Origin of the sequence: Streptomyces sp. B5E4, assembly GCF_039871555.1 — a bacterium.
In the GTDB taxonomy this organism is placed as follows: domain Bacteria; phylum Actinomycetota; class Actinomycetes; order Streptomycetales; family Streptomycetaceae; genus Streptomyces.
The window spans coordinates 35,923-49,505 of record NZ_JBDPMI010000007.1 but is presented as its reverse complement, the minus strand read 5'-3'; the positions used below and the strand labels follow the sequence as shown (position 1 = coordinate 49,505).

General features: G+C 71.5%; 12 protein-coding genes and 1 pseudogene. 6 read left to right on the top strand and 7 right to left on the bottom strand.

All coding sequences use genetic code 11. The features are described 5' to 3' along the window. Positions 1-10 precede the first annotated feature (10 nt). The 5 genes and pseudogenes from ABGA99_RS11795 to ABGA99_RS11775 form a co-directional block, all read right to left on the bottom strand. Positions 11-142 (bottom strand): annotated as a pseudogene (locus ABGA99_RS11795) (IMP dehydrogenase); the annotation flags it as partial. 902 nt (positions 143-1,044) lie between these two features. Beyond that, positions 1,045-2,031 (bottom strand): PHB depolymerase family esterase, encoded by a 987-nt coding sequence (locus ABGA99_RS11790; RefSeq protein ID WP_347577710.1) that lies wholly within the window; start codon positions 2,029-2,031, stop codon positions 1,045-1,047. 173 nt (positions 2,032-2,204) lie between these two features. Continuing rightward, a complete protein-coding gene (locus tag ABGA99_RS11785) occupies positions 2,205-3,335 on the bottom strand; it encodes an MFS transporter (protein WP_347577784.1) in 1,131 nt (376 codons plus the stop codon). Between the two features lie 129 nt (positions 3,336-3,464). After that, positions 3,465-4,364 (bottom strand): phosphotransferase, encoded by a 900-nt coding sequence (locus ABGA99_RS11780; RefSeq protein WP_347582599.1) that lies wholly within the window; start codon positions 4,362-4,364, stop codon positions 3,465-3,467. Between the two features lie 123 nt (positions 4,365-4,487). Continuing rightward, positions 4,488-5,264 carry a DeoR/GlpR family DNA-binding transcription regulator gene (locus tag ABGA99_RS11775; protein WP_347582598.1) on the bottom strand — a complete coding sequence of 259 codons (777 nt, stop codon included), beginning with the start codon at positions 5,262-5,264 and terminating at the stop codon, positions 4,488-4,490. A gap of 199 nt (positions 5,265-5,463) precedes the next feature. On the opposite strand from ABGA99_RS11775, the gene ABGA99_RS11770 reads away from it, so the two are divergent. The 6 genes from ABGA99_RS11770 to ABGA99_RS11745 all read left to right on the top strand — a co-directional run bounded on the left by ABGA99_RS11770 (position 5,464) and on the right by ABGA99_RS11745 (position 12,089). After that, positions 5,464-7,002, top strand: a complete 1,539-nt coding sequence (locus tag ABGA99_RS11770) for an amino acid permease (RefSeq protein WP_347582597.1) — start codon at positions 5,464-5,466, stop codon at positions 7,000-7,002. Continuing rightward, positions 6,999-8,426 (top strand): FGGY family carbohydrate kinase, encoded by a 1,428-nt coding sequence (locus ABGA99_RS11765; protein WP_347582596.1) that lies wholly within the window; start codon positions 6,999-7,001, stop codon positions 8,424-8,426. Before ABGA99_RS11770 ends, ABGA99_RS11765 begins: the two co-directional genes overlap by 4 nt. Next, complete coding sequence (locus tag ABGA99_RS11760) at positions 8,423-9,859, top strand: NAD(P)/FAD-dependent oxidoreductase (protein ID WP_347577715.1); 1,437 nt, start codon at positions 8,423-8,425, stop codon at positions 9,857-9,859. Before ABGA99_RS11765 ends, ABGA99_RS11760 begins: the two co-directional genes overlap by 4 nt. Next, on the top strand, positions 9,856-11,109 hold the full coding sequence (locus ABGA99_RS11755) for an NAD(P)/FAD-dependent oxidoreductase (protein WP_347577716.1): 1,254 nt from the start codon (positions 9,856-9,858) through the stop codon (positions 11,107-11,109). Before ABGA99_RS11760 ends, ABGA99_RS11755 begins: the two co-directional genes overlap by 4 nt. A gap of 240 nt (positions 11,110-11,349) precedes the next feature. Further along, positions 11,350-11,778, top strand: a complete 429-nt coding sequence (locus ABGA99_RS11750; RefSeq protein ID WP_347577717.1) for a hypothetical protein — start codon at positions 11,350-11,352, stop codon at positions 11,776-11,778. Then, positions 11,775-12,089 carry a nuclear transport factor 2 family protein gene (locus tag ABGA99_RS11745; RefSeq protein WP_347577718.1) on the top strand — a complete coding sequence of 105 codons (315 nt, stop codon included), beginning with the start codon at positions 11,775-11,777 and terminating at the stop codon, positions 12,087-12,089. The genes ABGA99_RS11750 and ABGA99_RS11745 overlap by 4 nt, the downstream gene beginning before the upstream one ends. A 360-nt stretch (positions 12,090-12,449) precedes the next feature. On the opposite strand, the gene ABGA99_RS11740 is transcribed toward ABGA99_RS11745, so the two are convergent. Together ABGA99_RS11740 and ABGA99_RS11735 are read right to left on the bottom strand one after the other, a co-directional pair. Further along, on the bottom strand, positions 12,450-13,031 hold the full coding sequence (locus ABGA99_RS11740) for a phospholipase A2 (RefSeq protein WP_347582595.1): 582 nt from the start codon (positions 13,029-13,031) through the stop codon (positions 12,450-12,452). A gap of 148 nt (positions 13,032-13,179) precedes the next feature. After that, entirely contained in the window at positions 13,180-13,458 is a 279-nt protein-coding gene (locus ABGA99_RS11735; RefSeq protein WP_347577720.1) for a hypothetical protein, read from the bottom strand. Positions 13,459-13,583 lie beyond the last annotated feature (125 nt).

The following is a 13,583-nucleotide window of genomic DNA, read 5'->3' as shown; positions in this document are numbered from 1 at the left end:
ACAGGGTGTGTCAGGGGGTGAGGAGGGTCTTGATGGCGCGTCGCTCGTCCATCGCCCGGGAGCCCTCGGCGACCTGGTCGAGGGGCAGGGTGAGATCGAAGACCCTGCCCGGGTCGATCCGCCCGTCGAGGACCCGGTGGATCTGGCGCAGGCGCTGCTACGGGCCGTACCGCAGGACGATCCGGAGGTGCGGGTGGCCGCGGAGGGGCTTGCTTCGCCCGCGGGGCGCCGCCTGGCGGACCGGCTCCGGACCGGTGGAGGGCGGGGCACGGATCCGGGCGCCTGGCCCGAGCCGTTCGCCACCTTGCTGGCAGGGCCCGGGCCCATGAAGGGACGCAGTCCCGTCCATGCGCCCTCGGTGTTCCCCTGCCGCCCGGAAGATCTCCCTTGTGATCCGGAGGTCCAGGCCGAGTGGGCCTGGTACGTCACGAGCCGCAACGGCGCGGGGGGGTTGGACTGCCGGACCCTGGAACGGGTGGCGGGTCTGCCGGGGCCCAAGGGCGAGGCGGTGCACCGTGCACTGGCCGCCGGGCTGAACGACCAGCGCCGCGCGCACCGGACCGCCGCGGTGGACGCATTGATCGTCATGGTCTCGCGCGAAGAGCTGAACCCCGATCGGCTGGCCGCCGCCCTGGGTGAGCTGACGGTGCCGGTGGCCTCCCGCCTCGCGTCCGTGCTGCGGGACGCCTCGGCGGCGGTGGGCGCCAGGGCGGTGTGGCCCGTGCTGCCGGGAATCCTGCCGCGGCTGCTGCCGTCCGGCGCGCGTGTCCACGGCCTGAGTGATCTTCTGGCACTGGCGACCGACCTCGCCCGCCCGCACCGGAGCGGGCGAAGAGATACCCGGCTTGGCGGAGGTGGCGGCGCGGCCGCCGAAGTCCCGCCTGGTGAAGGAGGCGCGCCGACTGCGCGACGTCCTGGCCGGGTGAAGAACGGGCCGGAGGCGGAGAGGCGGCGCCTTCGGCCGCGCGTCCGCGGCGCAGCACCCGTGCCTCGGGGCCGGGGCACCGGGCCCCGCCGGGGGCCGGGCCCGGTGCTGTGCAGGTGTCAGATCAGACCCCAGAACTGCGCCGTGTAGTAGCTGGAGCAGATGCGGTCCGGGTAGTACGTGCCCGTGGTCCCGCACTGCCCGGGTGCCGTGCCCGGGTCGACGGCCAGGCCGTGGCCCATGCCGGAGATCGTGTACGTCTCCACCACGGAGCGGCCGGATGTGTCCGTGTAGGAGGCCTTCGTCGTGCCGCCGGGCAGCGTCGTCGTCCCCGCCGGTGTCTGGCCCGTGCCCCAGACGTCCGTCCACTGGTCACGCGACTCGGTCGCGTTCGCCGGCACCACCGTGGTGTCGCTCGTGCCGTGCCAGATCGCCACCCGCGGCCACGGCCCGCCCCAGCCGCCCGAGGCGGCGCGCGCCAGGTCGCCCCATTGCCGCGGGGTCTTGCCGGGCGAGACGTACATGCACGTGTAGGCGTCGACGAGGCTGCGCGCGCAGCCCGCCGGGATGCCCGCGGCGATGGAGCCGCCCGCGAAGACATCGGGGTACGCGGCCAGCAGCCCCGCGGTCATCGCGCCGCCGGCGGACAGGCCGGTGACGAACACGCGGTCGGGGTCCGTGCCGTAGAGCGCGGTCGCGTGATCGGCCATCTGCTTCACGGACAGCGCCTCGCCCTGACCGCGTGCGGTGTCCGCCGACTGGAACCAGTTGAAGCAGGAGTTGGCGTTGTTGACGCTCGTGGTCTGGGGGTAGACCACGGCGAAGCCGTACGCGTCGGCCAACCCGGCCCAGCCGGAGTGGCCGTGGTAGTCGCTCGCGCTCTGCGTGCACCCGTGCAGCGCGAGGACCAGCGGCGCGCCGGAGGGCAGGCCGTCGGGCACGTAGGCGTACATGCCGAGGTTGCCGGGGTTGGAGCCGAAGCCGGTGACCCGGGTGAGGTCGGCCGACGAGGCGCTCGCCGGCACCGCGAACACCCCGGCGACCAGCGCGAACAGCGCGAGCAGCACGGCCCGGGGGCGAGCACGGGTACGGTCACGAACCGCCATGACGTTCTCCCGTCGTGAGGGGGGTGAGGGAGGGCACCCGGCCAGGCCGTCCCTGAGCCGGGTGCCCGATCCCGCACGCTAGGCACGCACCGCCGCCAGGCCATCGGAGACGACACACACACCTGCGGACTCCTGCCTGTGGCCGGACTCCAGCGTGGGGGCGGTGCGTGAGGTCAGCGCACCGCGGGCGGTCGCAGCCTCAGATAGGCGGCCACCGCGGAGACGAGCAGGATCACGCATCCGGCGAACACCAGACCGGCGTCGCGCACCCCCAGCTCCACCGTCAAGGCGCCGACCCCGACCACGGGCAGCGAGATCCCCACGTAGGCGAAGACGAAGAACGCCGAGAGCGTCGCGCTCCGCTGCAGCTCCGGTGCCGCCGAGCCGATCACGGTCAGGCCCGCCCGGAAGGACAGGCCCTGTCCCACGCCGCCGGTGACGGCGCCGACGACGAGGATCGGCAACGACTCCACCAGCAGCGAGGCCCCGATGAACAGGAGGCCCACGACCAGCACCACACAGCCGAGGGGAAGGGCCTTGACCGGGCCGACTCGGCCCATGAGCAACTGGCCTCCGGTCGAGGCGCAGAAGACGGAGAAGACGACGCCGCCGACGACTGCGAGGTTGTCCACGCCCAGCACGGTCGCCATGAAATCCGCAGCGACCGCGGTGAACACCCCCAGCATGGAGAAACCGGCGAAGGCCGCCAGCGCACAGGGCACGAAGACCCCGCGGACGACAGGGGGGATCGTCATGCCCTGAGGTCGCAGGGCGGGCCGAGGACGGCGGCGGTGCACGGTCTCCGGAAGCATCCAGACGACCGCGGCGGCGACCGCGAGGAGAGCCAGGTGCACGAGGAACGGCAGCTTCAGCGGCCAGGGCGCGTACTGGGCCAGGATGCCCGAGATGAGGGGGCCGAGGCCGAGGCCGCCCATGTTGGCGGCGGTCGCCGCGAAGGCGGCGCGGGCGCGGCGCCCCGGCGGCGCCAGGTCCAGGACGGCCGCGGTGGCCGTGCCGCTGAACAGGCCCGCGGAGAAGCCGGAAAGGACCCGGCCGGCGAAGAGTTCGGGCAACCCGTGCTCGAACACGAAGAACACCGCGCTCCCCGCGGCCAGCAATGCGGCACACAGCAGGATCGGCCGCCGGCCCAGGATGTCGGAGAAGTCGCCGGCCACCAGCAGGGCGACGATGACACCCACCGCGTAGACGGCGAAGACCACCGTGACGATCAGCTCGGAGAATCCGATCTGCTGCCGGTAGAGCCCGTACAGCGGGGTCGGCAGCGTCGTGCCGAGCATGCCCACCGCGAAGGCACCCGCCGCTGCCAGATATCCGGGCCGGCGGGCGGGTGGACGGCGGTGGAGCTTGCGATCGGCCACGCTTCACCTGCCTAGCCCACGGAGCAGGAAAGGCGGGGGAGGCTCGCGTTCAGCTCACCCCGACGGACGCACACCTCGTTCACCGGTACGGGAACGCCCTCTGTCCCGGGTTCGGTCAAGCCCGCACCGGTCGAGTGCGGCGTGAACCCTTTTGAGCCCCTCCACTCTCCGGTGGGCCCGGTCGGGCATGTGGTCGTCTCGGCGCCAGCGCCAGGCCGAAAAGATCGCCCAGCCCAGCGCGCGGCACTGGTGGATGAGGTCGTGGTCAGCTCCCGCGTAGTGCCTTCCCACGTCTTCCGGCGCATGGGCGAGGTCGAACTCGACCGGCCCGCGGCAACACGTGGCGAGGTCTACGAAAAGCGGCCCTCGCCTCGTGTTGAGGAGGTTGCCCGGATGCGGCTCGCCGTGCAGCAGTTGGTCGCCCCCGCTCCCGATGCTGATCGCGGCGGTCAGTCCACTGAGGGTGGTGCTGAGGAATTCCCGGTCGGCGTCGGACAGCTCGGGGGAACGCTCCCGGTCGTTCACCTCTCTCAGCGCCCCTGCGACGCGATCGGTGAAGTGCGGTGCGCCCAGATCGATCTGGTGCAGGGCGGCATGGTGTCGCATGAGCACGTCGGCGTAATCGGCCGGCGCGATCTCGGGTCCCACAGGTTCGTAGTAGCTCCAGAGCGAGATGGCGAAGGCATCACGCACATACACTCGCGGGTCGACCCGAGGCTCAAGCTCGGCCACCGGAGCGTCGACGTCGGTGAGACGGCGAGCGACCTCGACTTCGAACTCGGAATCAGCCAGTTGCTCCGAAGGTGCGACCCGGGCCAGCACCTCGCACGGGACCAGGCGCAGCACGACGCGGTCCGAGTCGTGGACGACGATCACATCGTCGACCTGAAGGCCCAGTTCCGCAGCGGTCGCCCGGCCCGCCTCGACTGCGCGACGGAGATCCCGTGGCTCCATGCGTCCCCCTCGTCTCCGGGACCGTGAAGGGCCCGGGGCCGAGAGTACTTGAGCACGTCAACGGTCGGCATCAGGGTTTACGAGGGCCGGGCTGCCACGGGAAGGCCGCTCTCAGCGCCGGCTTCAGCGGCGCGCGCGCCTGGCCACGATGACGTGCCCACCGGCCAGGCCGAGAGCGGTGTCGAGCTCGGGCGGGCACGGCTGGTCGGTGATCAGGGTGTCGAACCCGTTCAGCTCACACACCCGGTGCACGGCCGTACGACCGAGCTTGCTCGAATCGGCGAGCACGCAGCGGTGCGAGGCGTTGGCGAGCATGACGCGCCTGGTGGCGACCTCGTCCAGATGGAAGTCGGTCAGGCCGTACTGGGCGACTCCGCCGGAGCCGACGAACACGATGTCCGCGCGCAGATCGCTGAAGAACTCCACCGCCCGGACGTTGGAACAGGCCAGGTCCCCCGCACGCAACCGGCCACCGCTGACCAGTACCTCGACTCCCGGGCGAGTGCTGACTTCCGCGGCCACGAGCAGGGAGGGGGTGGCGATGACACCGGCGTGGTCGGCGGGCAGGGCGCGTGCCACCTCCAGGGCGGTGGTGCCGACATCGATGACGACGGTCTGGTGTTGCTTGATCAGGGCTGCCGCGGCCTTGCCGATCGCCACCTTCTCGTCGGCGAGGGTGCCGCTGCGCTCCGCGAAGGACGCCTCCTCCCCGACCGGTTCCTGGCGGCTGGTGGCGCCGCCGTGGACCCGGGTGAGGGCGCCGCGCCGTTCGAGGAGGGCGAGGTCCCTGCGGATCGTCTCCTGGGACACACCGAGCAGGGTGGTGAGGTCGTCGGTGGTGACGAACTTGCGCCGGGAGATCTCGGCGACGATCTTGCGGTGTCGCTCGGCAGCGAGCACGACTCACCCCTTGGATACGTGACCGTTTTTGTGGAGCTGTGACTGCATCCTAAGACCGCATCGGCCCGACGCCGGACCAAGCCGACCTGTCTCAGCACGGAGGACGCCCACATCGAGCCCTTGACTATGCTCGGGCACGGATCCACAATCACAGGAATCTTCGGTCAGATATCCACATGAACGGTCAGGCGGTCGAGCTATGGCAGACGTAGAGGCACGTCCCCCGGGAGCGGAGCCGGCCCGCCAGGACGGCGGCCCGCCCCAGCAACGGATGGCGCGCGAGCTGGGCTGGTACGCCTCGTTCTCCGTGGCCTTCGGATTCGTCTCCATCGCCACCGGTATCTTCACCACCTACGGGGCGGTCCTGAGCACCTCCGGCCCCCGTGGCATCTGGGCCTGGCCGATCTCCGTGATCGGCCAGCTGTCCATCGCCCTCGTCTTCGGCGCCCTCGCGGCCAGGATCCCGATCAGCGGCTACTCCTACCAGTGGGTGTCGCGGATCGTCGGGCCCGTATGGGGCTGGATCATGGGCTGGGTCTCGTTCGCCTTCCTGGGGGTGGTCCTCGTCGCCGTGGACTACACCATCGCCTCGACCATCCTCCCGGAGCTGTTCCAGTACGTCGGCACCACCCAGAACGCCTGGGTGATCACGGCCGTCGTGGTACTGCTCCAGGCCGTCCTGGTGGCCGCCTCGACGCGCGTCACCCACCGGGTCAACAGCACGGCGGTGACCGTGCAGCTCATCGGCATGATCGCCCTGACCGTGCTGCTGTTCGCCGTCGGAGCCCTCACCGGCAAGCTGGACTTCGGTCACCTCTTCGAGGCCGGGCCGGTGCCCGAGAGCGGGTACTACGCGCTGGGCGGTGCCACCGAGGCGGGGCCGTTCGCCCTGGCGTTCCTGCTGGGCGCGTTCACCATCGTCGGGTTCGAGTCGGCGGCCAACCTGGCGGAGGAGACCAAGAACCCGGCCCGCGTCATCCCCAGGGCCATGGTGCAGGCCGTGATCTCCCTGGGCGTGCTCGGTCTGCTCTTCCTGGTCGCGATCACCGCCGCGGCCGGTCGCGTCGACGGCGTCGGCACCTCGGCCACCCCGGTGGCCACCGTGATCACCGCCGTGCTCGGCTCGGTCGTGGGCAAGATCCTCCTGGTCCTCGTGGTGATCTCGATCTTCTCGTGCGGGCTCGTGATCACCCTCAGCGGCACCCGGCTGGTGTACGCGATGTCCCGGGACAAACGCTTCCCCGGCTGGCAGCTGCTGCGCCGTATCCACCCGCGCACCGCGACGCCGCTGAACGCCTCGGTGTTCATGATGCTCATCGCCCAGATCATCCTCGCGGTCTTCTCCCAGTCCACCGACGCACTGTTCGAGCTGTTCTCCGCCGCCACCCTGCTGCCCGCCCTCATCTACGCGGGAACCGTCGCGATGTACGCGGCCAAGCGCCGCTCCCTGCCGCCGTCCCGGGGATTCACCCTGGGCCGCTGGGAGATCCCGGTGCTCGTCGTCGCGACCGTCTGGCTGGTCTACGAACTGCTGATCTTCCGCGACGCCTCGTTCCGGGCTCCGTGGATCTACGTGCTGGTCCTGTTCGCGATCGGCGCCGTGTACTTCGCCGGTCTGCTGCTCCGCAGCGGCCGTGCCGGACTGACCATGCCCGATCTGGCCGACGTCGACCGGTCGCTGGACACCGCCGACACCGCGATCCCGCGGCCCAAGGCCGCGGAAGGGAATGCTCGATGAGCGCGATCCTCGCCATCGACCAGGGCACCTCCGGCACCAAGGCCATCGTCGTCGACGCCGGGGAGGGGATCGTCTCGATCGCCGAGGAGACGATCCGCCCCACCTACCTCCCCGGCGGCGGCGTCGAGCAGGACCCGCAGGAACTGCTCGGCTCCGTCCTCGGCACCGGCCGCCGAGCCGTCCGCGAGGCCGGCCGGCCGATCGACTGCGTAGCCCTGGCCAACCAGGGCGAAACCGTCCTGGCCTGGGATCCGGCCACCGGATCACCGCTGTCCCCCGCCATCGTCTGGCAGGACCGGCGCGCGGAATCCGTCTGCGCGGAACTGGCCGACCGGGCCGGCGACATCGCCCGGCGCACCGGGCTCGTTCTCGACCCCTACTTCTCCGCGCCCAAGATGGCCTGGCTACGCCGCCACCTCACCCGCGACGGGGTGGTGACGACCACCGACACGTGGCTGGTGCACCACCTCACCGGCGAGTTCGTCACCGACGCCGCCACCGCCAGCCGCTCCCTCGTCCTCGACCTCGACAGAGCCACCTGGGACCACGGGCTGCTCGATCTGTTCGGCCTGGGCAGCGAGCGACTGCCCCGCATCGTGGCGTCCGACGAGATCGCCGGTACCACCTCGGCCTTCGGCCCGGCGGTGCCCGTCGCCGGTCTCGTCGTCGACCAGCAGGCCGCGCTGGTCGCCGAAGGCTGCCTGGAGCCGGGCTCCGCGAAGTGCACGTACGGAACCGGAGCGTTCCTGCTGGCCAACACCGGCCGGAACCCGGTGCGCTCCGGCGCCGGGCTGACCACGTCGGTGGCCTGGCAGCGGCAGGGCGACACCACGTACTGCGTGGACGGGCAGGTCTACACCGTCGGCTCCGCCGTGCGCTGGCTGCAGGACCTCGGCCTCGTACGGTCCGCGACCGAACTGGACGCGCTCGCCGTTTCCGCTACGGAGGGGGTGCTGTGTGTGCCGGCGTTCGCCGGGCTTGCCGCCCCCTGGTGGGCCCCGGACGCCACCGCCTCCTTCACGGGCATGACCCTGGCCACCCGCCGCGAGCACCTCGTCTCGGCGGTGCTGCAGGGAATCGCGGCACAGGTCGCCGACCTGTGCACACTGGTGGCCGGCGACATCGGCCGGCCGCTGAGCAGGCTGCGCGCGGACGGCGGCCTGACCAACTCCGCGGCCCTCATGCAGGCCCAGGCCGACATCGCGCAGATCCCCGTGGACGTCTACCCCCACGCCCACGCCACCCCCCTGGGCGCGGCCGCCCTGGCGCGCTGCGCCCTCGACCCGACGCTCACCCTCAAGGAAGCCGTCGGCGACTGGCAGCCGACCACCGTCTACGAACCCCGCTGGTCCCGGGAACGGGCCGACGAGTTCCGCACCGCCTGGGCCGCCGCGGCCGAAGCCGCCAAGGGAGATCGCACATGACCGCCACCCCCCATCGTCCGCACGACGACATCTACGACGTCGCCGTGATCGGCGGAGGCATCGTCGGCGCGGCCATCGCACGCGAGCTGTCCGGCTACGACCTTGCCGTCGCCCTGCTCGAAGCCCGCGACGACGTGGGCGACGGCACCAGCAAAGCCAACACCGCCATCCTCCACACCGGCTTCGACGCCAAGCCCGGCACCCTCGAGTCCGAGCTGGTCGCCCGCGGCTACCGGTTGCTGGGCGCGTACGCCGAGGCCACCGGCATCCCCGTGGAACGCACCGGAGCCATCCTGGTGGCCTGGACCGGCGAAGAGCTCCAGGCTCTGCCCGAGCTGAAGGAGAAGGCCGAAGCCAACGGCTACGAACACTGCCGGATCGTCGGCGCCGACGAGGTCTACCGGATGCTGCCCGACCTCGGCGAGGGGGCACTGGGCGGTCTGACCGTCCCGGACGAAGCCATCATCTGCACCTGGACCACCAACCTCGCGCTGGCCACCGACGCACAGCAGCGCGGCACCACCCTCCTGCTCCAGCACGCCGTCACCGGCATCGACGGAGGAGACGAGGCGACCACCCTGCACACGGCGGCGGGTGACGTACGGGCACGCTGGGTCGTCAACGCGGCCGGCCTCGGGGCCGACCACATCGACCGCCTCCTCGGCCACGACCGCTTCACGGTCACCCCCCGCCGCGGCGAGCTGTTCGTCTTCGACAAGCTGGCCCGCCCGCTCGCCGACAAGATCATCCTTCCGGTGCCCACGTCCCGCGGCAAGGGCGTGCTCATCGCCCCGACCGTCTACGGCAACGTGATGCTCGGCCCCACCGCCGAGGACCTCACCGACCGCACCGCCACGGCCACCTCGGAAGAGGGCTTCGGCTTCCTCCTCACCAAGGGGGAACGCCTGATGCCGCGGCTGCTGGCCGAGGAGGTCACCGCCAGCTACGCAGGTCTGCGCGCCGCGATCGACCACCCCGACTACCTCATCGAGACGACCCCCGAGCAGCGCTACGTCCTCGTCGGAGGCATCCGCTCCACGGGGCTGACCGCGGGCATGGCCATCGCCGAGCACGTCCGCGGACTGCTGGCAGCCGCCGGTCTGGCCATGCGGGCCCGCGACACACTGCCCGAACCGCCGCGGATGCCCAACATCGGCGAAGCCTCCCCGCGCCCGTACCAGGACGCCGACCTCATCGCCCGCGACCCCGCCTACGGCACCCTCACCTGCTTCTGCGAACGGGTCACCGAAGGCGAGATCCGCGACGCCTGCCACGCCGCCGTCCCCGCGCGGACCCTGAACGGCCTGCGCCGCAGAACCCGCGCCATGAACGGCCGCTGCCAGGGCTTCTACTGCGGCGCAGCCGTGGCCGCCCTGCACGAGCAGCACCACACCCACGACGGCTGCCACCACCCGAGCGGGGACGACCGATGACTCACCAGCCGCTTCTGCTCACCCCCGACGTGCTCGTGATCGGTGCCGGTCCCGCAGGGCTGACCGCCGCCGCCGAGCTGGCCGCCGACCACGGCGGCAAGGTCCTGGTCGTCGACCGCGAGCCGGCCGCCGGGGGCGTCCCCCGGCACAGCGACCACACCGGCTACGGGCTGCGTGATCTGCACCGCGTGCTGTCCGGGCCCGCGTACTCCCGCCTCCTCGTCGGCCGGGCCGCCGCGGCCGGGGCCGAGATCCGCACCCGTACCACCGTGACCGGCTGGTCCGACGGCGATACGGTCGAGGTCACCAGCCCCGAGGGCCGCTACCGCATCCGCGCAAAGGCGATCGTGCTGGCCACCGGCGCACGCGAGCGCCCCCGCACAGCCCGCCGCGTCCCGGGAGACCGACCCGACGGCGTCCTCACCACCGGCCAGTTGCAGAATCTCGTCCACCTCCACCACCGGCCCGTCGGCAAACGCGCCGTGATCGTCGGCGGCGAACTCGTGAGCTGGTCCGCCGCCCTCACCCTCCGCGAAGCCGGCTGCACCCCCGCCCTGATGATCAGCGAGCACCCGAAGGCGGAGTCCTACGGCGTATTCAACGCCGCCGGGCGGACGGCGCTGCGCGTACCCGTGGCCACCCGCAGCCGCGTCACCCGCATCATCGGCAAGACCCGCTGCGAGGCGGTGGAGATCGAGCACCTCGACACCGGCCGCCGCCGCACGGTCGCATGCGACACCGTGGTCTTCACCGGCGACTGGATCCCGGACCACGAACTGGCCCGCGCAGCCGGGCTCACCCTCGACCCCGGCACCCTCGGCCCGCTCACGGACACCGCGCTGCGCACCAGCCGCCCCGGGATCTACGCCGCCGGCAACCTCCTCCACCCGGTCGACACCGCGGACATCGCCGCTCTCGACGGCCGCCACGTCGCCGAGCAGATCCGGCGCGACCTGCACGGCGAGAATCAGCCGACCGACGGCGTCCGCCTGATCGCGAATGAGCCGTTCCGCTGGATCACCCCGCAGATCCTGCGCCCCGGCGATCCCGCACCACCCCGCGGGCGGCTGCTGCTGTGGACCGACACCTTCATCCGCTTCCCCAAGATCACCGTCCGGCAGGACGCCGGAACCGTCGCCACCCGCCGGCTCCCCTGGCCGGCCGCCCCCGGCCGCGCCTTCCGGATCCCCTCGACCCTGCTGAACGACGTCTCGCCCCGGGGCGGCCCGGTCCACGTCGGCGTGGAGTAGCCACCGGGCCACGGCACTTGGCGGTGTCACGTCGCCCTGGCGAGCGCGGGCGATGCGTGCAGCGGATCGATTCGGGTGATGCGCGCGCGGTGAAACGATGCACGCGCGGACTTCTGCTGCGGCCGGGATGGGCCGGCGGGAAAATCGCCCGATGAGTGGTTCATGCATTAAGCCTCATGTGAGTGTCTGCACTGCAGCAGGCGGGAGTTGGGCCACGCCGTGGTGGAGCGGGCTGCCGGGGTGTCGGACACGGCCCCGCTGCCCGTCGGGCCGCCCGTACACGTACTCGTGGTGCCCACCGGGCGGTCGGCGAACCTGCGGTGGTCCGCGGACGGGGCGGCGCGCCGCGAGCGGTTCCGCTCCGGGGAGGCGCTGATCAACCCGGCGGGCTGGGCCTCCCGGCCGCGGTGGCAGGAGGACGTCGAACTGCTGCTACTGGGGCTGGAACCGACGTGGCTGGAGCAGATGGCGGCCGAGGAGGGCCGCCGGAGGCGGTTCGAGCCGGTGCCGCGCTTTCACTTCACCGACCCGCTGCTGACGATGCTGATGGAACGGCTTGCATCCGAGTACGCACGCCCAGGACCCGCCGACTCGCTCTATGCACAGTCGCTGGTGCAGGCCGCGTCCATCCACACATACTCACCAACGACCTACGGGAGTTGCGCATGACCGCCCAGACCCTCGACCCGGCGGTGGCGGTCTTCGTCGCCGCCGTCAACGCCGGCGACCGCGGCGCCTTCTTCGCCGTGCTCACCGACGACGCCACGATGTCCGACGACGGCACCGAATACGGCCTCGTGCCCTGGACCGAGCGGGAGATCTTCTCGGCCGAGGGCCGCATGGACCTCGAAGCGGTGTCCGCCGACGGCCGCTCTCTGGTCGCCACGTACACGAACATCACCTGGGGCAGCATGCATACCCGCTGGACCTTCACCATCACCGACGGCAAGATCAGCCGCTTCGAAACGGGCCAGGCCTGACCCCGCGCCGCAGACTCACGCCGTCCCCGCACGGGTACGGTCGGCGGAGATCCCCACCGTCCGACGCAAGGCCACCCCAAGACCTGGCGGTCGCGGCGGCGCCTCATCTTTCCGCGTTCCGTATGTAGGGGGCGCTCTTAGCAGCGTAGGGGTACAGCGGCTCGGTGGAATCGAGGCGGTCCTGCGGGGAGTTGAGGCGCATGGTCGGTTGGCGTTCCGCCCGCCTGTGCCAGGGGCCGTCCGGGGTGAGGAATCTGGACGCGCGGTCCGTGCCGTGTGGGGCGTAGAGGAGGAGCGGGGCTCCGAGAGAGGCGTCCGAGCCGGCGTAGGGCATGGGCGCGGTCTGCCCCCGGGCGGAGATCAGCGGTGGGGCGTTGCCGATCTCCGCGTGGCTTCGGGATGCCCTAGAAGAACGAGCTGTCGCCGCCCAGTTGGACCGCCTCGGTACACCTCGGCAGCGTTGATGCAGGTGAGGTGAGGGAGGCGGGAGGTGTCGCGGTCGTCGCAGATGCGGCGCATTTCGGTGCGGAAGCGGCCGTCGATCCAGTTCTTCGTTTCGCGGGTGGGGCTGAGCTGCAGTTCGTGGTTGTCGCCGTAGTTCCGGTAGCCGAAGTCGTGGAGGACGCACGCGGGGTGGAACACCTCGCTGTACGGGGCGTAGCCGGTGGGGACGGAGCAGCCGTCGGTCGTCCAGTTGAACAGGGGGACGTGCGGGGTTTCGGCGAATTCCCCGTAGGTGAGGTTCATGATGGCGTCGGCCTGCTCGCGCAGCGTCGGCGCTGCTACGGGAGCGGTGGGCGTCGTGGGCGCGGAGTCGGTGTCGGCGGCCAGGGCGGTGGCGGCGCCGGGAAGGGTGCCGCCGAAGGTGGCTGCCGTGACGAGCGCCAGGGTGGCGACGGCGGTCGACAGCTTCGCGCGCAGGAAGCGGGTGATCTTGTTCATGCCGGCAGACTGCGCGCCCGTGCCGCGATCATGCGGCCCGGGGCGCTGATCCGCCCGCACGGGTCCGGTGGACCACCCGGTCGGCCGAGCGGGCCCGCCCGGCGCGCAAGGCGTACGCGCCCTCGCGCCAGGCAGGCTCCGGTTACGGTCAGGGAGCGTCGAGGGAGTCCTCGATGCCCTTCATCTCCTCTTTCGCGACCTCCTGAGCCAGACGCTCGGCGGTCTTGTCATCGATACCCTCGCAGTCACCGGGACGCTCGTCGGCGGCGTTCTCGTCGCCCGCCTGGTAGTCCTTCAACTGCTTGGTGATGGCGTCCTTGCAGGCTGCCTCATCCGGCTCGCTGTCGCTACCGCAACCGGCCACGGCGAAGGTCAGAGCCGCCGCAGCCGCAGCAAGAGCGGAAACACGGGCAGTGCGCTTGTGCATGATTCCCCTAGCAAATACGTGTTCGGACCGGTGAATCCTGTCCGACTGCGGCGGCTCGTGTCTTCCGGTGTGACTGTTTGGTGACCTGACCGGGACACGATCACAAGGATTCGGATCGTCAGGTT